The sequence below is a fragment of the Citrobacter sp. MGH110 genome (assembly GCF_001037515.1).
Lineage (GTDB): Bacteria > Pseudomonadota > Gammaproteobacteria > Enterobacterales > Enterobacteriaceae > Citrobacter > Citrobacter portucalensis.
In genome coordinates this window covers 1648050-1666518 of record NZ_KQ089830.1, presented here as the reverse complement: position 1 = coordinate 1666518, position 18469 = coordinate 1648050, and the positions used below count along the sequence as shown (strand labels likewise).

24 protein-coding genes and 2 pseudogenes are annotated in these 18469 nt (G+C 54.4%); 24 read left to right on the top strand and 2 right to left on the bottom strand.

Translation table 11 applies throughout. The features are described from left to right. Nucleotides 1-102: 102 nt before the first annotated feature. Together SK38_RS07955 and SK38_RS07950 are read right to left on the bottom strand one after the other, a co-directional pair. Entirely contained in the window at nt 103-534 is a 432-nt protein-coding gene (locus tag SK38_RS07955) for a type II toxin-antitoxin system HicB family antitoxin (protein ID WP_048235570.1), read from the bottom strand. Nucleotides 535-558: 24 nt separating this feature from the next. Continuing rightward, nucleotides 559-741 carry a type II toxin-antitoxin system HicA family toxin gene (locus SK38_RS07950; protein WP_019077450.1) on the bottom strand — a complete coding sequence of 61 codons (183 nt, stop codon included), beginning with the start codon at nt 739-741 and terminating at the stop codon, nt 559-561. Nucleotides 742-859: 118 nt separating this feature from the next. On the opposite strand from SK38_RS07950, the gene SK38_RS07945 reads away from it, so the two are divergent. The 24 genes and pseudogenes from SK38_RS07945 (at nt 860) to SK38_RS07835 (ending at nt 18443) form a co-directional block, all read left to right on the top strand. Next, on the top strand, nt 860-1246 hold the full coding sequence (locus tag SK38_RS07945) for a putative holin (RefSeq protein WP_048235569.1): 387 nt from the start codon (nt 860-862) through the stop codon (nt 1244-1246). Next, nucleotides 1236-1514, top strand: coding sequence for a phage holin family protein (locus SK38_RS07940; protein ID WP_048235568.1), 279 nt, complete (start codon nt 1236-1238; stop codon nt 1512-1514). Before SK38_RS07945 ends, SK38_RS07940 begins: the two co-directional genes overlap by 11 nt. Nucleotide 1515: 1 nt before the next feature. Further along, entirely contained in the window at nt 1516-2061 is a 546-nt protein-coding gene (locus SK38_RS07935) for a glycoside hydrolase family 108 protein (protein ID WP_048235567.1), read from the top strand. After that, nucleotides 2058-2240, top strand: coding sequence for a hypothetical protein (locus SK38_RS23810; RefSeq protein WP_075553037.1), 183 nt, complete (start codon nt 2058-2060; stop codon nt 2238-2240). Before SK38_RS07935 ends, SK38_RS23810 begins: the two co-directional genes overlap by 4 nt. A gap of 226 nt (nt 2241-2466) precedes the next feature. Then, entirely contained in the window at nt 2467-2889 is a 423-nt protein-coding gene (locus SK38_RS07930; protein ID WP_048235566.1) for an Ivy family c-type lysozyme inhibitor, read from the top strand. A 341-nt stretch (nt 2890-3230) separates the two neighbouring features. Next, nucleotides 3231-3776, top strand: coding sequence for a DNA-packaging protein (locus tag SK38_RS07925; RefSeq protein ID WP_048235565.1), 546 nt, complete (start codon nt 3231-3233; stop codon nt 3774-3776). After that, nucleotides 3751-5674: pseudogene (locus tag SK38_RS25105) on the top strand (phage terminase large subunit family protein). Before SK38_RS07925 ends, SK38_RS25105 begins: the two are co-directional and overlap by 26 nt. After that, the gene (locus SK38_RS07915; RefSeq protein WP_000198149.1) at nt 5671-5877 is read left to right on the top strand and encodes a phage head-tail joining protein; all 207 of its coding nucleotides are present in this window, start codon (nt 5671-5673) and stop codon (nt 5875-5877) included. The pseudogene SK38_RS25105 and the gene SK38_RS07915 overlap by 4 nt, the downstream one beginning before the upstream one ends. Beyond that, nucleotides 5874-7475: pseudogene (locus tag SK38_RS07910) on the top strand (phage portal protein). The gene SK38_RS07915 and the pseudogene SK38_RS07910 overlap by 4 nt, the downstream one beginning before the upstream one ends. Next, nucleotides 7456-8775, top strand: coding sequence for a S49 family peptidase (locus tag SK38_RS07905; RefSeq protein WP_048235564.1), 1320 nt, complete (start codon nt 7456-7458; stop codon nt 8773-8775). The pseudogene SK38_RS07910 and the gene SK38_RS07905 overlap by 20 nt, the downstream one beginning before the upstream one ends. Before the next feature lie 9 nt (nt 8776-8784). Next, nucleotides 8785-9117 carry a head decoration protein gene (locus SK38_RS07900; RefSeq protein ID WP_048235563.1) on the top strand — a complete coding sequence of 111 codons (333 nt, stop codon included), beginning with the start codon at nt 8785-8787 and terminating at the stop codon, nt 9115-9117. Between the two features lie 55 nt (nt 9118-9172). Continuing rightward, nucleotides 9173-10198: a major capsid protein gene (locus SK38_RS07895; RefSeq protein WP_048235562.1), complete on the top strand. Its 1026-nt coding sequence runs from the start codon at nt 9173-9175 to the stop codon at nt 10196-10198. A gap of 41 nt (nt 10199-10239) precedes the next feature. Continuing rightward, on the top strand, nt 10240-10638 hold the full coding sequence (locus SK38_RS07890; RefSeq protein WP_048235561.1) for a DNA-packaging protein FI: 399 nt from the start codon (nt 10240-10242) through the stop codon (nt 10636-10638). An 11-nt stretch (nt 10639-10649) separates the two neighbouring features. Continuing rightward, nucleotides 10650-11003, top strand: a complete 354-nt coding sequence (locus SK38_RS07885) for a head-tail joining protein (protein WP_048235560.1) — start codon at nt 10650-10652, stop codon at nt 11001-11003. 11 nt (nt 11004-11014) lie between these two features. Beyond that, a complete protein-coding gene (locus SK38_RS07880) occupies nt 11015-11593 on the top strand; it encodes a phage tail protein (protein ID WP_048235559.1) in 579 nt (192 codons plus the stop codon). Continuing rightward, complete coding sequence (locus tag SK38_RS07875; RefSeq protein WP_048235558.1) at nt 11590-11985, top strand: phage minor tail U family protein; 396 nt, start codon at nt 11590-11592, stop codon at nt 11983-11985. The genes SK38_RS07880 and SK38_RS07875 overlap by 4 nt, the downstream gene beginning before the upstream one ends. A 7-nt stretch (nt 11986-11992) precedes the next feature. Further along, nucleotides 11993-12739 carry a phage tail protein gene (locus tag SK38_RS07870; RefSeq protein ID WP_048235557.1) on the top strand — a complete coding sequence of 249 codons (747 nt, stop codon included), beginning with the start codon at nt 11993-11995 and terminating at the stop codon, nt 12737-12739. Nucleotides 12740-12756: 17 nt separating this feature from the next. Then, nucleotides 12757-13173, top strand: a complete 417-nt coding sequence (gene gpG / locus SK38_RS07865; RefSeq protein ID WP_048235556.1) for a phage tail assembly chaperone G — start codon at nt 12757-12759, stop codon at nt 13171-13173. A gap of 26 nt (nt 13174-13199) precedes the next feature. Then, nucleotides 13200-13598, top strand: a complete 399-nt coding sequence (locus SK38_RS07860; RefSeq protein ID WP_048235555.1) for a phage tail assembly protein T — start codon at nt 13200-13202, stop codon at nt 13596-13598. Continuing rightward, nucleotides 13582-16131, top strand: coding sequence for a phage tail tape measure protein (locus SK38_RS07855; protein WP_048235554.1), 2550 nt, complete (start codon nt 13582-13584; stop codon nt 16129-16131). Before SK38_RS07860 ends, SK38_RS07855 begins: the two co-directional genes overlap by 17 nt. Then, nucleotides 16128-16457, top strand: a complete 330-nt coding sequence (locus SK38_RS07850) for a phage tail protein (protein ID WP_048235553.1) — start codon at nt 16128-16130, stop codon at nt 16455-16457. Before SK38_RS07855 ends, SK38_RS07850 begins: the two co-directional genes overlap by 4 nt. After that, on the top strand, nt 16457-17155 hold the full coding sequence (locus tag SK38_RS07845) for a phage minor tail protein L (protein WP_048235552.1): 699 nt from the start codon (nt 16457-16459) through the stop codon (nt 17153-17155). Before SK38_RS07850 ends, SK38_RS07845 begins: the two co-directional genes overlap by 1 nt. Before the next feature lie 5 nt (nt 17156-17160). Then, a complete protein-coding gene (locus SK38_RS07840; RefSeq protein ID WP_048235551.1) occupies nt 17161-17904 on the top strand; it encodes a C40 family peptidase in 744 nt (247 codons plus the stop codon). Beyond that, entirely contained in the window at nt 17868-18443 is a 576-nt protein-coding gene (locus SK38_RS07835; RefSeq protein ID WP_231587321.1) for a tail assembly protein, read from the top strand. The genes SK38_RS07840 and SK38_RS07835 overlap by 37 nt, the downstream gene beginning before the upstream one ends. Nucleotides 18444-18469 lie beyond the last annotated feature (26 nt).

Sequence of the window (18469 nt, the reverse complement as noted above, 5' to 3'; positions counted from 1 at the left end):
AGTAGCGCAGTACGGTAAATTTGCGGGTTGATGCAGATAGGTGAGATTAGCGCGAGCGCTTCAGAATGTAAGAAGCCCCGGTAATCCGGGGCCATAAAATCATTATTGCTTCAGTTCGTGTCGGGCAGCTTCAGCGATGAAGTGACTGCGGTCGCGATAAACGTTGCTGCTCTTCACTGCATTATCGATTCGCTTAATCAGCGTATCAGGTAATGAAATGTTTATGCGCTGCGGCTTGCCTTCGAATTCTGACAAATCAACGTCGACCATAACCCAGCTGTCGAAGTCTTTATATTCTGGGTTAAGCGAATAAACCAGATAACCTGCATCCTTGATGTCTTCGACAGAAATATTTTCGTTCTGAATCAAATCTTCTACGACCATCAGGATGGCCTCTTTCACCATTGGGGCAATCTGATCCTGTGTGTCAGCGGCGGAAAAGCAGCCGTAATCGTAAGCTGAAAACGCAGGAACAATCATGCCGTAGGCGGTGTTTTCATCTTTCGGCGTCTCGACGCCCACTGAGAAGAACATATCAACCTCCAGAGAGGGCAGGGATTAGATCCCCGCCAGTTTTTTAATGGATTTGACTGTGCCGAGAGGTAAATCCTTTTTGGGATGCGGTACCGGAAAAGTTTTTCCTGTTATGGGTGACCACCATATCTGGTGGCTCCCTCCGTTATGCCTTTTAAGTTCACATCCGGCAGCGGTCAATTCCTTTATCAGGTCAGTAGATTTCATATTTCCTCCTGGCCTGAAAATTATTATACACACGAATACACACGACGCAATATTTTGTGTGTATTCGTGTGTGTTATTGATGGGCCACAGGCGGTCCTTTTATTTACAGGAGAACATTATGTCTGAACCTTTATCCGGGACGGGCACGGCTGCGGCGCTTGGAGGGGCGACGGCATTCGGTCTGTTTACCAATACGGATTTCGGGATCGTGTTTGGTGCGTTTGCCGGGGCGCTGTTTGTGGCCACGATGCCACAGGCACTTTCTGCCTGGCGGGTGGCCGCTCATTTTCTGGTGTCATTCATCATTGGCGTGCTGGGGGCAAAGGCGCTGGCGTCATATCTTGCAACGAAAACAGGTTATGACGGTTCCTCAACTGAAGCATTGTGTGCGGTACTGGTATCGGTGGTGTCAGTAAAAATTCTGTCGTTTATCCACCAGCAGGATATCGGTTCGTTGATATCGGGGCTGTTTTCCCGCCTGCGGGGAGGTGGTAATGGCAGGTAATATTCCAGGACTGCTGAATGTGGCGTTATGCACGGTCATCGTGCTGACGCTTTTTTTTTACCGCAGAAAAGACGCGACACATAAACCGCTGGTGTCGTGGCTGGCCTGGCTGCTGATGCTTGTTTATGCGGTAGCGCCGCTCAGTTATCTGTGTGGTCTTCCTCTTCCAGATAGCTGGGGGATGGCGCTGGGTAATCTACTGTTCTGTGTGCTGGTGGTATGGGCGCGCGGGAATGTATCAAAAATCCTTTCATTACTGAGGAACTGAGATGAAATCAAAGGACATAATTTTCGATGAAATCCTCGGAAAAGAGGGTGGCTACGTAAACCATCCCGATGATAAGGGTGGCCCGACAAAATGGGGCATAACTGAAAAAGCTGCCCGGGCTCACGGATACAAGGGCAATATGCGCGACCTGACTCGAGGACAGGCGCTGGAAATTCTCGAGGCTGATTACTGGTACGGACCCCGTTTCGATCAGGTTTCCGCATTATCCCCCGATATTGCCGCCGAGCTGTGTGATACGGGCGTGAATATGGGACCGTCAGTAGCAACAAAGATGCTTCAGCGCTGGCTGAACGTATTCAACCAAGGCGGGAAGCTGTATCCGGATATGGATACGGATGGACGCATTGGCCCACGGACCATTAATGCGTTACGGGGTTATCTGCAAAAACGAGGCAAAGACGGCGAACGGGTGATGCTGATGGCGCTGAACTGCACGCAGGGCGAGCGTTATCTTGAACTGGCAGAAAAACGCGAGGCCAATGAGTCGTTTGTCTATGGCTGGATGAAAGAGCGCGTATCAATATGAAACGAAAGCACTGGACACACCGAACGCCACGAGCGGCGGCAAGATGGGCACTGGTAGCGATACTGGTGCCTTTTTTGTTAGTGGGCTGTGTCAGCCTGGAAAAAGCGCGTCAGCTTTTAGATACCGCATCTCAGGTCTGCCAGCTTATTGATGGCGTTCGACAGTGTGCGCAGAATTGATCACTCATTCTGACAGAATATTTTGCTGAAAAATGATGTAGGTTAGGTTATCCGGAAAGCATGAAATCCTGCCGTATGCGATATTGTTAAATAATTGATTCTGATTCTGGCTATTGCAAATCAGATATCGATCACTTGCATTATTGTAGGAATTCCCTGAGCAACTGACAAAATAACAAAAAAAAGATAATCTCCTTCTAGTCTTTAATGGAATGAAGGTAATGGTATGAAGAATAAATTTATTATTGCGATGTTGGCTTTTCTTCCGCTGGCGGTTAGTGCAGAAGGAAATCCATACCTTTTCGATTTTGTACAAGGTAAAGAAACCGGGAAGGCTTATAAGAGCCTAATTGCCAAACGTAATTTACCATTGTGGGTGCAAGATGGTGGCACAAGCACCCCAGCGAACGAAATTACTATCCGTGGTAGTAAGTATCTTGCACTTTCTGGTTGCATGCCGCATAACTGTCCGGCTCAAGCCATAGCAATATTGTACTCTCCGGAAAAGGGAGATATTCATGGTGTCTTCTCTGAATACGATTTTACAGAAGATCGTCAGAAGCTCACATGGATGAATCTTGACCCTATAGATTCTGATGATATGCGAAATATCTTGTTCAAAAGATTGCATGGTGATGTTTCAAACTAAAATTCAAGAGTTATATCAAACCGCCTTCGGGCGGTTTTTTGTTGGTCTTACAACAGCCCTTCGGTGAAGGCTTCGATAATGCTGGTTGCCATGGTGTGGATGATGGTTTTTCTCATTTTTACGGGTCCTTTCCGGCAATCCGGAGAGTTACGGGGCGGAAGCGTCGCGGGTTTTCGCTATTTATGAAAATTTTCCGGTTTCAAGCGTTTCCGTTCTTCTTCGCCGTAACTTAATGTTTTTATTTAAAACACCCTCTGAAAAGAAAGGAAACGACAGGTGCTGAAAACGAGCTTTTTGGCCTCTGTCGTTTCCTTTCTCTGTTTTTGTCCATGGAATGAACAATGGAAGTCAACAAAAAACAGCTGGCTGACATTTTTGGTACGAGTATCCGAACCATTCAGAACTGGCAGGAGCAGGGAATGCCCGTTCTGCGAGGTGGTGGCAAGGGTAATGAGGTGCTTTATGACTCTGCCGCCGTCATAAAATGGTATGCCGAAAGGGATGCTGAAATTGAGAACGAAAAGCTGCGCCGGGAGGTGGAAGAACTGCGACAGGCCAGTGAGGCAGATCTCCAGCCGGGGACTATTGAGTACGAACGCCATCGACTCACGCGTGCGCAGGCCGATGCACAGGAGCTAAAAAATGCCAGAGACTCCGCTGAAGTGGTGGAAACGGCATTCTGTACTTTCGTGCTTTCGCGGATCGCAGGTGAAATTGCCAGTATTCTCGACGGGATACCCCTGTCGGTGCAGCGGCGTTTTCCGGAGCTGGAAAACCGACATGTTGATTTCCTGAAACGGGATATCATCAAAGCCATGAACAAAGCAGCCGCGCTGGATGAACTGATACCGGGGTTGCTGAGTGAATATATCGAACAGTCAGGTTAACAGGATGCGGCATTTTGTCCGCGCCGGGCTTCGCTCACTGTTCAGACCGGAGCCACAGACCGCCGTTGAATGGGCGGATGCCAATCACTATCTACCGAAAGAATCCGCATACCAGGAAGGGCGCTGGGAAACACTGCCCTTTCAGCGGGCCATCATGAATGCGATGGGCAGCGACTACATCCGCGAGGTGAATGTGGTGAAGTCTGCCCGTGTCGGTTATTCCAAAATGCTGTTGGGTGTTTATGCCTACTTCATAGAGCATAAGCAGCGCAACACCCTTATCTGGTTGCCGACGGATGGCGATGCCGAGAACTTTATGAAAACCCATGTTGAGCCGACCATCCGTGATATTCCGTCGCTGCTGGCGCTGGCTCCGTGGTATGGCAAAAAACACCGGGATAACACGCTCACCATGAAGCGTTTTACTAATGGTCGTGGCTTCTGGTGCCTGGGCGGTAAAGCGGCAAAAAACTACCGTGAAAAGTCGGTAGATGTGGCGGGTTATGATGAACTTGCTGCGTTTGATGATGATATTGAACAGGAAGGCTCCCCGACGTTCCTGGGTGACAAGCGTATTGAAGGCTCAGTCTGGCCAAAGTCCATTCGTGGCTCCACTCCCAAAGTGAGAGGCACCTGCCAGATTGAACGTGCTGCCAGTGAATCCCCGCATTTTATGCGTTTTATGTTGCCTGCCCGCACTGCGGGGAGGAGCAGTATCTTAAATTTGGCGATAAAGAGACGCCGTTTGGCCTCAAATGGACGCCGGATGATCCCTCCAGTGTGTTTTATCTCTGCGAGCATAATGCCTGCGTCATCCGGCAGCAGGAACTCGACTTCACTGATGCCCGTTATATCTGCGAAAAGACCGGGATCTGGACCCGTGATGGCATTCGCTGGTTTTCGTCTACCGGTGAAGAAATGGAACCGCCGGACAGTGTGACCTTCCACATATGGACAGCGTACAGCCCGTTCACCACTTGGGTGCAGATTGTCAAAGACTGGATGAAAACGAAAGGGGATACGGGAAAACGTAAAACCTTCGTGAACACCACTCTAGGTGAAACGTGGGAAGCGAAAATAGGCGAACGTCCAGATGCTGAACTGATGGCAGAGCGGAAAGAGCATTATTCAGCGCCCGTTCCTGATCGCGTTGCTTACCTGACCGCCGGTATCGACTCTCAGCTGGACCGCTACGAAATGCGCGTATGGGGATGGGGGCCGGGCGAGGAAAGCTGGCTGATTGACCGTCAGATTATGATGGGCCGCCATGATGATGAGCAGACGCTGCTGCGTATGGATGAGGCCATAAATAAAACCTATACCCGCCGTAATGGTGCAGAGATGTCGATATCCCGTATCTGCTGGGATATCGGTGGGATTGACCCGACTATCGTGTATGAACGCTCGAAAAAGCATGGTCTGTTCCGGGTGATCCCCATCAAAGGGGCATCCGTCTACGGCAAGCCGGTGGCCAGCATGCCACGTAAGCGAAATAAAAACGGGGTTTACCTTACCGAAATCGGTACGGATACCGCGAAAGAGCAGATTTATAACCGCTTCACACTGACGCCGGAAGGGGGTGAACCGCTTCCCGGTGCCGTTCACTTCCCAAATAACCCCGATATTTTTGATTTGACCGAAGCGCAGCAGCTGACTGCCGAAGAGCAGGTCGAAAAATGGGTGGATGGCAGAAAAAAATATTGTGGGACAGCAAAAAGCGACGCAATGAGGCACTCGACTGCTTCGTTTATGCGCTGGCGGCGCTGCGCATCAGTATTTCCCGCTGGCAGTTGAATCTCAGCGCACTGCTGGCGAGCCTGCAAGAAGAGGATGGTGCAGCAACCAACAAGAAAACACTGGCAGATTACGCCCGTGCCTTATCCGGAGAGGATGAATGACGCGACAGGAAGAACTTGCCGCTGCCCGTGCGGCACTGCATGACCTGATGACAGGTAAACGGGTGGCAACAGTACAGAAAGATGGGCGGAGAGTGGAGTTTACTGCCACTTCCGTGTCTGACCTGAAAAAATACATTGCTGAACTGGAAGTGCAGACTGGCATGACACAGCGACGCAGGGGACCAGCAGGATTTTATGTATGAAAACATCCACCATCTCCACCCTTCTTGGACCGGACGGCAGGACATCGCTGCGTGAATTTGCCGGTTATCACGGCGGTGGCAGCGGATTTGGTGGTCAGCTGCGGGCGTGGAATCCACCGAGTGAAAGTGTGGATGCAGCCCTGCTGCCAAACTTTACCCGTGGCAATGCTCGTGCAGACGATCTGGTGCGCAATAACGGCTATGCCGCCAACGCCATTTAGCTGCATCAGGATCATATCGTCGGGTCTTTTTTCCGGCTCAGTCATCGCCCCAGCTGGCGCTATCTTGGCATCGGGGAAGAAGAAGCCCGTGCTTTTTCCCGCGATGTTGAAGCAGCCTGGAAAGAGTTTGCTGAGGATGACTGTTGCTGCATTGACGTTGAGCGAAAACGCACGTTTACCATGATGATTCGTGAAGGTGTGGCCATGCACGCCTTTAACGGTGAACTGTTCGTTCAGGCTACCTGGGACACCAGTTCGTCGCGGCTGTTCCGGACACAGTTCCGGATGGTCAGCCCGAAGCGCATCAGCAATCCGAACAATACCGGCGACAGCCGGAACTGTCGTGCCGGTGTGCGGATTAATGACAGCGGTGCGGCGCTGGGATATTACGTCAGCGAGGACGGGTATCCGGGCTGGATGCCGCAGAAATGGACATGGATACCCCGTGAGTTACCCGGCGGGCGCGCCGCCTTCATTCACGTCTTTGAACCCGTGGAGGACGGGCAGACCCGCGGTGCAAATGTGTTTTACAGCGTGATGGAGCAGATGAAGATGCTCGATACGCTGCAGAACACGCAACTGCAAAGCGCCATTGTGAAGGCGATGTATGCCGCCACCATTGAGAGTGAGCTGGATACGCAGTCAGCGATGGATTTTATTCTTGGCGCGAACAGTCAGGAGCAGCGGGACAAGCTGACTGGCTGGATTGGTGAAATTGCCGCGTATTACTCAGCGGCGCCAGTCCGTCTTGGGGGCGCAAAAGTGCCGCATCTGATGCCCGGTGACTCACTGAACCTGCAAACTGCCCAGGATACGGATAACGGCTACTCAGTTTTTGAGCAGTCATTGCTGCGGTATATCGCTGCCGGGCTGGGTGTCTCGTATGAGCAGCTTTCCCGAAATTACGCCCAGATGAGCTATTCCACGGCACGGGCCAGCGCGAACGAGTCATGGGCGCACTTTATGGGGCGGCGAAAATTCGTCGCATCCCGTCAGGCGAGCCAGATGTTTCTGTGCTGGCTGGAAGAGGCCATCGTTCGCCGCGTGGTTACGTTACCTTCAAAAGCGCGCTTCAGCTTTCAGGAGGCCCGCAGTGCCTGGGGAAACTGCGACTGGATAGGCTCCGGTCGTATGGCCATTGATGGTCTGAAAGAAGTACAGGAAGCGGTGATGCTGATAGAAGCCGGACTGAGCACCTACGAGAAAGAGTGCGCAAAACGCGGCGACGACTATCAGGAAATTTTTGCCCAGCAGGTCCGTGAAACGATGGAGCGTCGGGCTGCCGGTCTTAAACCGCCCGCCTGGGCGGCGGCGGCATTTGAATCCGGACTGCGAAAATCAACAGAGGAGGAGAAGAGTGACAGCAGAGCTGCGTAATCTCCCGCATATTGCCAGCATGGCCTTTAATGAGCCGCTGATGCTTGAACCCGCCTATGCGCGGGTTTTCTTTTGTGCGCTTGCTGGCCAGCTTGGTATCAGCCGCCTGACAGATGCGGTGTCCGGCGACAGTCTGACTGCCGGAGAGGCACTCGCGACGCTGGCGATATCCGGTGATGATGACGGGCCACGACAGGCCCGCAGTTATCAGGTCATGAACGGCATCGCCGTGCTGCCGGTCTCCGGTACGTTGGTCAGCCGAACGCGGGCGCTGCAGCCGTATTCGGGGATGACCGGTTACAACGGCATTATCGCCCGTCTGCAACAGGCTGCCAGCGACCCGATGGTGGACGGCATTCTGCTGGATATGGATACGCCTGGCGGGATGGTGGCGGGAGCATTTGATTGCGCTGACATCATCGTCCGTGTGCGTGACATTAAACCGGTATGGGCGCTGGCCAACGACATGAACTGCAGTGCAGGTCAGCTGCTTGCCAGTGCCGCAACCCGGCGTCTGGTCACGCAGACTGCACGTACAGGCTCCATCGGCGTCATGATGGCTCACAGTAATTACGGTGCTGCGCTGGAGAAACAGGGTGTGGAAATCACGCTGATTTACAGCGGCAGCCATAAGGTGGATGGCAACCCCTACAGCCATCTTCCGGATGACGTCCGGGAAGCACTGCAGTCCCGGATGGATACTACCCGCCAGATGTTTGCGCAGAAGGTGTCGGCATATACCGGCCTGTCTGTGCAGACCGTGCTGGATACCGAAGCTGCAGTATACAGCGGTCAGGAGGCCATTGATGCCGGACTGGCTGATGAACTTGTCAACAGCACCGATGCAATCACCATCATGCGTGATGCACTGGATGCACGTAAATCCCGACTCTCAGGAGGGCGAATGACCAAAGAGACTAAACCGACAGCTGTTTCAGTCACAGCTTCGCAGGCTGACGTCACTGACGTGGTGCCAGCGAAGGAGGGCGAAAATGCCAGCGCAGCGCAGCCGGACGTGAACGCGCAGATCACCGCAGCGGTTGCGGCAGAAAACAGCCGCATTATGGGGATCCTCAACTGTGAGGAGGCCCGCGGACGCGAAGAACAGGCGCGCGTACTGGCAGAAACCCCCGGCATGACCGTGGAAACGGCCCGCCGCATTCTGGCCGCGGCACCACAGAGTGCGCAGGCGCGCAGTGACACTGCGCTGGATCGTCTGATGCAGGGGGCACCGGCACCGCTGGCTGCAGGTAACCCGGTATCTGATGCCGTTAACGATTTGCTGAACACACCAGTGTAAGGGATGTTTATGACGAGCAAAGAAACCTTTACCCATTACCAGCCGCTGGGCAACAGTGACCCGGCTCATACAGCAACCGCACCTGGCGGATTGAGTGCGAAAACGCCTGCAATGACCCCGCTGATGCCTGATACCTCCACCCGGAAGCTGATTGCGTGGGATGGTACCACCGACGGTGCAGCCGTTGGCATTCTGGCGGTTGCTGCCGATCAGACCAGCACCACGCTGACGTTCTACAAGTCCGGCACGTTCCGTTATGAGGATGTGCTCTGGCCGGAGGCTGCCAGCGACGAGACTAAAAAACGGACCGCGTTTGCCGGAACGGCAATCAGCATCGTTTAACCTTACCCTTCATCACTAAAGGCCGCCTGTGCGGCTTTTTTTACGGGATTTTTTTATGTCGATGTACACAACCGCCCAGCTGCTGGCGGCAAATGAGCAGAAATTTAAGTTTGATCCACTGTTTCTGCGTCTCTTTTTCCGCGAGAGCTATCCCTTCACCACGGAGAAAGTCTATCTCTCACAAATTCCGGGACTGGTAAACATGGCGCTGTACGTTTCACCGATTGTTTCCGGTGAGGTTATCCGCTCCCGTGGCGGCTCTACCTCTGAATTTACTCCGGGTTATGTCAAGCCGAAGCATGAGGTGAATCCGCAGATGACCCTGCGTCGCCTGCCGGATGAAGACCCGCAGAATCTGGCGGATCCGGCATACCGTCGCCGTCGCATCATCATGCAGAACATGCGCGACGAAGAGATGGCGATTGCTCAGGTTGAAGAGATGCAGGCGGTCTCTGCCGTACTTAAAGGCAAATACACCATGACCGGTGAAGCCTTCGAACCGGTTGAAGTGGATATGGGGCGTGATGAGGCGAATAACATCACGCAGTCTGGCGGCACGGAGTGGAGCAAGCGTGACAAGGCCACGTATGACCCGACCGACGATATCGAAGCCTACGCGCTGAACGCCAGCGGTGTGGTGAATATCATTGTGTTCGATCCGAAAGGCTGGGCGCTGTTCCGTTCCTTCAAAGCCGTCAAGGAGAAGCTGGATACCCGTCGCGGCTCCAATTCCGAGCTGGAAACAGCGGTGAAAGACCTGGGCAAAGCAGTGTCCTATAAGGGGATGTATGGCGATGTGGCGATCGTCGTGTATTCCGGACAGTACGTGGAAAACGGCGTCAAAAAGAACTTCCTGCCAGACAACACGATGGTGCTGGGTAACACTCAGGCACGTGGTCTGCGTACCTATGGCTGCATTCAGGATGCGGACGCACAGCGTGAGGGCATTAATGCCTCTGCCCGTTACCCGAAAAACTGGGTGACCACCGGCGATCCGGCGCGGGAGTTCACCATGATTCAGTCAGCACCGCTGATGTTGCTGGCTGATCCTGATGAGTTCGTGTCCGTGCAACTGGCGTAATCATGGCCCTTCGGGGCCATTTTATCTCTGTGGAGTAGTCCATGACGAAAGATGAACTGATTACCCGTCTCCGGTCGCTGGGTGAGCAACTGAACCGTGATGTCAGCCTGACGGGGACGAAAGAAGAACTGGCGCTTCGTGTGGCAGAGCTGGAAGAGGAGCTTGGTGATACGGATGACACAGACAGCCAGGATAAGTCTTCCCGTCCGGAAAATGCGCTGACCGGGCATGAAAATGATGTGGTATCAGCGCAGCCGGATACCGTTATTCAGGATACGGCTGATCTGGCCACGGTCGTGGCACTGGTGACGCTGCATACCGATGCACTTCACGCCACGCGGGATGAACCTGTGGCATTTGTGCTGCCGGGAACGGTGTTTCGTGTCTCTGCCGGTGTGGCAGCCGAAATGACAGAACGTGGTATGGCAAAAATGCAATAACGGGAGGCGCTGTGGCTGATTTCGATAATCTGTTCGATGCTGCCATTGCCCGCGCCGATGAGACGATACGCGGGTACATGGGAACGTCAGCCACCATTACATCCGGTGAGCAGTCCGGTGCTGTGATACGTGGTGTTTTTGATGACCCTGAAAATATCAGCTATGCCGGACCGGGCGTGCGTGTTGAAGGCTCCAGCCCGTCTCTGTTTGTCCGGACTGATGATGTGCGGCAGCTGCGGCGTGGAGACACGCTGACCATCGGTGAGGAAAACTTCTGGATAGACCGGGTTTCGCCGGATGATGGCGGAAGCTGTCATCTCTGGCTGGGGCGGGGCGTGCCGCCTGCCGTTAACCGTCGCCGCTGAAAGGGGGATGTATGGCCATAAAAGGTCTTGAGCAGGCCGTTGAAAACCTCTGCCGTATCAGCAAAACGGCGGTGCCCGGTGCCGCCGCAATGGCCATTAACCGCGTTGCTTCATCCGCGATATCGCAGTCGGCGTCACAGGTTGCCCGTGAGACAAAGGTACGCCGGAAACTGGTAAAGGAAAGGGCCAGGCTGAAAAGGGCCACGGTCAAAAATCCACAGGCCAGAATCAGGGTTAACCGGGGGGATTTACCGGTGATTAAGCTGGGTAACGCGAGGGTCGTGTTGTCCCGCCGTAAGCGCAGGAAAAAAGGGCAGAGTTCTTCGCTGAAAGGCGGCGGCAGTGTTCTTGTAGTGGGGAATCGCCGTATCCCCGGCGCTTTTATTCAGCGACTGAAAAATGGCCGGTGGCATGTCATGCAGCGTGTGGACGGGAAAAACCGCTACCCCATTGATGTGGTGAAAATCCCGATGGCGGTGCCGCTGACCACGGCGTTTAAACAGAATATTGAAAGGATACGACGTGAACGTCTTCCGAAAGAGCTGGGCTATGCACTGCAGCATCAGCTGAGAATGGTGATAAAGCGATGAAACATACTGATATCCGTGCAGCCGTACTGGATGCACTGGAGAAGCATGATACCGGGGCGACGTTTTTTGATGGTCGCCCCGCTGTTTTTGATGAGGCGGATTTTCCGGCAATTGCCGTTTATCTCACCGGCGCTGAATACACGGGCGAAGAGCTGGACAGCGATACCTGGCAGGCAGAGCTGCATATTGAGGTTTTCCTGCCTGCTCAGGTGCCGGATTCAGAGCTGGATTCGTGGATGGAGTCCCGGATTTATCCGGTGATGAGAGATATCCCGGCACTGTCAAATTTGATCACCAGTATGGTGGCCAGCGGCTATGACTACCGGCGCGATGATGATGCGGGGCTGTGGAGTTCAGCCGATCTGACTTATGTCATTACCTACGAAATGTGAGGACGATATGCCTGTACCAAATCCAACAATGCCGGTGAAAGGAGCCGGAACCACCCTGTGGGTTTATAACGGGAATGGTGACCCTTATGCGAACCCGCTTTCAGACGTTGACTGGTCGCGCCTGGCAAAAGTTAAAGACCTGACACCCGGCGAACTGACTGCTGAGTCCTATGACGACGGCTATCTCGATGATGAAGATGCGGACTGGACCGCGACCGGGCAGGGGCAGAAATCTGCCGGTGACACCAGCTTCACGCTGGCGTGGAAACCTGCAGAGCAGGGGCAGCAGGCGCTGCTGGCGTGGTTTAATGAAGGGGATGTTAGGGCCTATAAAATCCGGTTCCCGAACGGCACGGTGGACGTATTTCGTGGCTGGGTCAGTAGCATCGGTAAAGCCGTTACCGCGAAAGAAGTGATCACCCGCACGGTGAAAGTGACTAATGTCGGGCGCCCGTCGCTGGCTGAAGACCGCAGCACCGTCACCCCGGCAACGTCCATGACAGTGACACCGGCCAGTGCGTCGGTGGTGAAAGGGCAGAACACCACCCTGACTGTGGCGTTCCAGCCAGAAGGTGCGACCGACAACAGTTTCAGTGCGGCATCTGCTGACAAAACAAAAGCCAGCGTGTCGGTGAGCGGTATGATCATTACCGTAAAAGGTATCGCTGCAGGCAAGGTGAAAATCCCGGTGGTATCCGGAAATGGTGAATTTGCCGCCGTGGCGGAAATCACTGTTACGGAAGATGGTGGTTAATCCGGAGAGAGTAAGCAATGTTCCTGAAAACAGAATCCTTTGAATATAACGGCGTGACCATCACGCTCTCAGAACTGTCAGCGCTACAGCGTATTGAGCATCTGGCCTGGCTGAAACAGCAGGAAGAACAGTTGGCCTCCGGTGTTAACCCTCGGGTGGCGCTGGAAGACACCATTAAGACGGCAGCGTTACTGGTGGCCATGTCCCTGTGGCACAACCACCCGAAGAAAGCGCAGATGCCATCAATGGATGAGGCCATTAAGCAGCTTCACCAGGAAGTGCTGACCACCTGGCCTGTTGAAGCAATTTCTGCTGCGGCAGATATGGTGGAGCGTCTGAGTGGCATGTCTGCGCCAGTGACTGAAGATGTTCCGGCACTGGCGGAGGATACTGCTGAACCGATCACGGCGGGAAAGCATTCGAAGGCGAGCTGAAGTTTGCCCTGAAACTGGCGCGTGAGATGGGGCGACCCGACTGGCGCGCCATGCTTGCCGGGGTGTCATCAACCGAATATGCCGACTGGCACCGTTTTTACGACACGCATTATTTTCAGGATGCACAACTGGATATGCATTTTGCCGGGCTGACGTACACCGTACTCAGCCTGTTTTTTTGCGATCCGGATATGCATCCGTCTGATTTCAGCCTTCTGAACGAACGGGTGGTTGAGGAGGGGACAGAAGATGATGTGCTGATGAGAAAAGCGACAGGGCTTGCCGGTGGGGTTCGTTTCGGGCCTGACGGAAATGAAGCCATATCCGTCCCCCCTGATGTGGCAGGTATGACGGAGGATGACGTAATGCTGATGACGGTATCAGAGGGTATTGCAGGAGGTGTCCGGTATGGCTCAACCGGTTAGTGATCTGGTCGTTGATTTGAGTCTGGATGCGACCAGATTCGATGAGCAGATGGCCAGGATAAAGCGTCATTTTTCCCGGACGGAAACTGATGCCGGAAAAACAGCAGCAGTCGTTGAGCAGTCAATGAACCGGCAGGCACTGGCTGCACAGAAAGCGGGGATCTCCATCGGGCAGTACAAAGCCGCCATGCGAATGCTGCCTGCGCAGTTTACCGACGTGGCCACACAGCTTGCGGGGGGCCAGAGTCCGTGGCTGATCCTGCTGCAGCAGGGGGGGCAGGTGAAAGACTCCTTCGGTGGGATGATCCCCATGTTCAGGGGACTTGCCGGAGCAATCACACTGCCGATGGTCGGAGCCACTTCGCTGGCGGTTGCCACTGGTGCGCTGGCGTATGCCTGGTATCAGGGTAATTCAACGCTGTCAGACTTTAATAAAACGCTGGTCCTTTCCGGTAATCAGTCCGGCCTGACGGCGGATCGTATGCTGGTCCTGACAAGGGCTGGACAGACTGCAGGACTGACATTTAACCAGACCAGTGAGGCGCTCAGTGCGCTGGTGAAAGCCGGTGCGCGTGGTGATGAGCAGTTTGAATCCATCAGCCAGAGCGTGGCGCGTTTTTCTTCTGCTTCAGGTGTGGAAGCGGACAAGGTTGCTGAGGCCTTTGGAAAGCTGACCACAGACCCGACCTCAGGGCTTATTGCGATGGCCCGCCAGTTCCATAACGTGACGACGGAGCAGATTGCGTATGTTGCTCAGTTGCAGCGTTCTGGTGATGAGGCAGGGGCATTACAGGCGGCAAATGAGGCCGCAACGAAAGGGTTTGATGACCAGACCCGACGTCTGAAAGAGAACATGGGCACGCTGGAGACCTGGGCGGACAGAACGGCCAGAGCGTTTAAGTCCATGTGGGATGCGGTGCTGGATATCGGTCGTCCTGATACCGCTCAGGAGATGCTGGCGAAGGCAGAAGCGGCGTTTAAGAAAGCAGATGAAATCTGGAATCTGCGCAAGGATGACTATTTTGTCAATGATGAAGCGCGGGCGCGTTACTGGGACGATCGTGAAAAAGCCCGACTTGCTCTTGAGGCGGCGAAGAAGAAGGCCGAGGAACAGGCCAAACAGGACAAAAATGCTCAGACGCAGAGTGAAACTGAAGCGTCGCGGCTGAAGTATACCGAAGAGGCGCAGAAGGCTTATGAGCGTCTGCAGACGCCGCTGGAGAAATATAAAGACCGTCAGGATGAGCTGAACAAGGCACTGAAAGACGGGAAAATCCTGCAGGCAGATTACAACACACTGATGGCTGCGGCGAAAAAGGACTATGAAGCGACTCTGAAAGAGCCGAAACAGTCAGGCGTGAAAGTGTCTGCGGGCGATCGTCAGGAAGACAGTGCTCATGCCGCTCTGCTGACGCTTCAGGCAGAACTCCGGACGCTGGAGGAACATGCCGGAGCGAATGAGAAAATCAGCCAGCAACGCCGGGAACTGTGGAAAACAGAAAACCAGTACGCGGTACTGGAAGACGCAGCGCAACGGCGTCAGTTGTCAGCACAGGAAAAATCTCTGCTGGCGCATAAAAATGAGACGCTGGAATACAAGCGTCAGTTGGCTGACCTGGGCGACAAAGTAGCGTATCAGGAGCGCCTGAACGCGCTGGCTCAGCAGGCAGAGACATTCGCACAGCAGCAGCGGGCGAAACGCGCGGCTATTGATGCCAAATCCCGTGGCCTGACTGACAGGCAGGCTGAGCGTGAGGCGACGGAGCAGCGGCTGCGTGAGGCGTACAGCGATAATCCTCTGTCACTTCAGAAGGTACTGGAGGAACAGAAGAAAACCTGGGCTGCGGAAGACCGGCTGAACGGCAGTTGGATGTCTGGTCTGATGTCAGGCTGGGGAGAATGGGAGGAGAGCGTCACGAACAGCCTGTCGCAGGTAAAAGGTGTGGCAACGCAGACTTTTGATGGTATCGCGCAGAACATGGCGGCGATGCTGACCGGTGGCGAACAGAACTGGCGCAGTTTCACCCGTTCAGTACTGTCGATGATGACAGAAATTCTGCTTAAACAGGCAATGGTTGGGATTGTCAGTAATGTAGGCAGCCTCATCGGAGGCAGCACATCAGTGTCAACAGGTACAGCCATTCAGAATGCGGCAGCGAACTTTCATTTTGCGACCGGGGGATTTACGGGAACTGGCGGGAAATATGAGCCAGCGGGGATCGTTCACCGTGGCGAGTTCGTCTTCACGAAGGAGGCAACCAGCCGTATTGGTGTGGGAAATCTGTACCGGCTGATGCGCGGATATGCCGATGGCGGCTATGTGGGGGCGCCGGGCAGCATGGCAGACAGTCGGGGACAGGCTGTCGGAAAATTTGAGCAGAAGAACAACGTGGTGATTCAGAATGACGGTACGAATGGGCAAATAGGCCCGCAGGCGTTGACAGCGGTTTACGACGTTGCCCGCAAGGCGGCGCTGGACGTGCTGAGTGGGCAGATGCGTGACGGTGGCCTGTTCTCGGGAGGTGGGCGATGAAAACCTTCCGCTGGAAAATTAAGCCCGGAATGGAGGTTACCTCGGTACCGTCGTTCCGGGAAGTGCGGTTTGGTGATGGTTATTCCCAGCGTTCGCCAGCTGGGCTGAATGCAGACCTGAAAACGTACAGCGTGACGCTTTCCGTAACCCGTGATGAAGGCAGGCTGCTGGAAGCATTTCTGGCAGAGCACGGGGGCTGGAAGGCCTTTCTGTGGACGCCGCCTTACGGATACCGGCAGATAAAAGTGATCTGTGCTAAATGGACGTCGCGGGTGAGTATGCTTCGCACTGATTTCAGTGCGGAGTTTAAACAGGTGGTGAACTGATGCAGGACATACAACAGGAAACGCTGAATGAATGTACCCGCGCGGAGCAGTCTGCGACCGTAGTGCTCTGGGAGATTGATTTGACGACGGTGGGCGGCGATCGTTACTTCTTCTGCAATGAGCAGAATGAGAAGGGTGAAGCCGTCACCTGGCAGGGGCGGCAGTATCAGGCGTATCCGATTCAGGGGAAGGGATTTGAGCTTAACGGCAAGGGTACAAGCGCCAGACCGACGCTGAATGTTTCCAACCTGTACGGAATGGTCACCGGTATGGTGGAGGATCTGCAGAGTCTGGTCGGCGGCACAGTCATCAGGCGTAAGGTTTATGCCCGTTTTCTGGATGCGGTGAACTTTATCAGCGGTAATCCGGAGGCTGATCCTGAGCAGGAGGTGGTCAGCCGCTGGCTGATTGAACAGTGCAGTGAACTGTCAGCGGTAAGTGCGTCCTTTGTGCTGTCCACGCCAGCTGAAACGGATGGCGCCGTTTTTCCGGGGCGCATCATGCTGGCCAACACCTGCACCTGGAGTTACCGCGGCGATGAATGTGGCTATACCGGCGGCGCGGTGGCGGATGAGTACGATCAGCCCACGGCAGATATCACAAAGGATAAATGCAGCAAGTGCCTGAGTGGTTGTAAGTTACGTAACAACGTCGGCAACTTCGGCGGTTTCCTTTCCATCAATAAACTTTCGCATTAAATCCCATGACACAGACAGAATCAGCGATTCTGGCGCACGCCCGGCGATGTGCGCCAGCGGAGTCGTGCGGCTTCGTAGTGAGAACGCCGGAGGGAGAGAAGTATTTTCCCTGCGTGAACATTTCCGGTGCGCCGGAAGATTATTTCCGGATGACGCCGGAGGACTGGCTGAGGGCAGAAATGCAGGGTGAGATTGTGGCGCTGGTCCACAGCCATCCCGGTGGCCAGCCATATCTGAGTGAGGCCGACCGGCGGCTGCAGGTGCAGAGCGATTTGCCCTGGTGGCTGGTCTGCCGGGGGACGATTCATAAATTCCGCTGTGTGCCACATCTCACCGGGCGGCGATTTGAGCACGGTGTGACGGACTGTTACACCCTGTTCCGCGACTCTTATCATCTGGCCGGGGTTGAGATGCCTGATTTCGGGCGTGAGGATGACTGGTGGCGTAACGGCCAGAATCTCTATCTGGATAATATGGAGGCGACGGGGCTGTATCAGATGCCGTTATCAGCGGCACAGCCGGGCGATGTACTGCTGTGCTGTTTTGGCTCATCGGTGCCGAATCATGCCGCCATTTATTGTGGCAATGGCGAACTGCTGCACCATATTCCCGAGCAACTGAGTAAACGAGAGAGGTATACCGATAAATGGCTGCGACGCACACACTCCCTCTGGCGGCACCGGGCATGGCACGCATCTGCCTTTACGGGGATTTGCAACGATTTGGCCGCTACATCGACCTGCGTGTGAAAACAGGGGCAGAAGCCATCCGGGCGCTGACTGTTCAGATCCCTGCATTTCGTCAGAAACTGATTGATGGCTGGTATCAGGTACGGATTGCCGGGCGAGATGCAGGCGAAACCGAATTATCAGCCCGTCTTAATGAACCGCTGGCAAGTGGTGCCGTGATCCATATAGTGCCGCGACTGGCGGGAGCCAAAAGGGGCGGTGTTTTTCAGGCCGTTCTGGGCGCTGCGTTGATTGTGGCGTCAATATGGATGCCTGGGGTAAGTATTGCGGCGAGCAACATCATGTTTTCTCTCGGTGCTTCAATGGCTCTGGGCGGTGTGGCCCAGATGCTGGCGCCAAAACCTAAAATGCCAGGGCAGTCAGCCACGGACAATGGAAAACAAAACACCTATTTCTCCTCATTGGACAACATGGTCGCTCAGGGCAATGCCCTGCCGGTGTTGTACGGCGAAATGCGGGTGGGATCGCGGGTGGTGTCCCAGGAAATCAGTACGGCTGACGAGGGGGATGGTGGTGAAGTCGTTGTGATTGGCCGTTGATGCAAAAAGTCTTATGTGAAACCGCC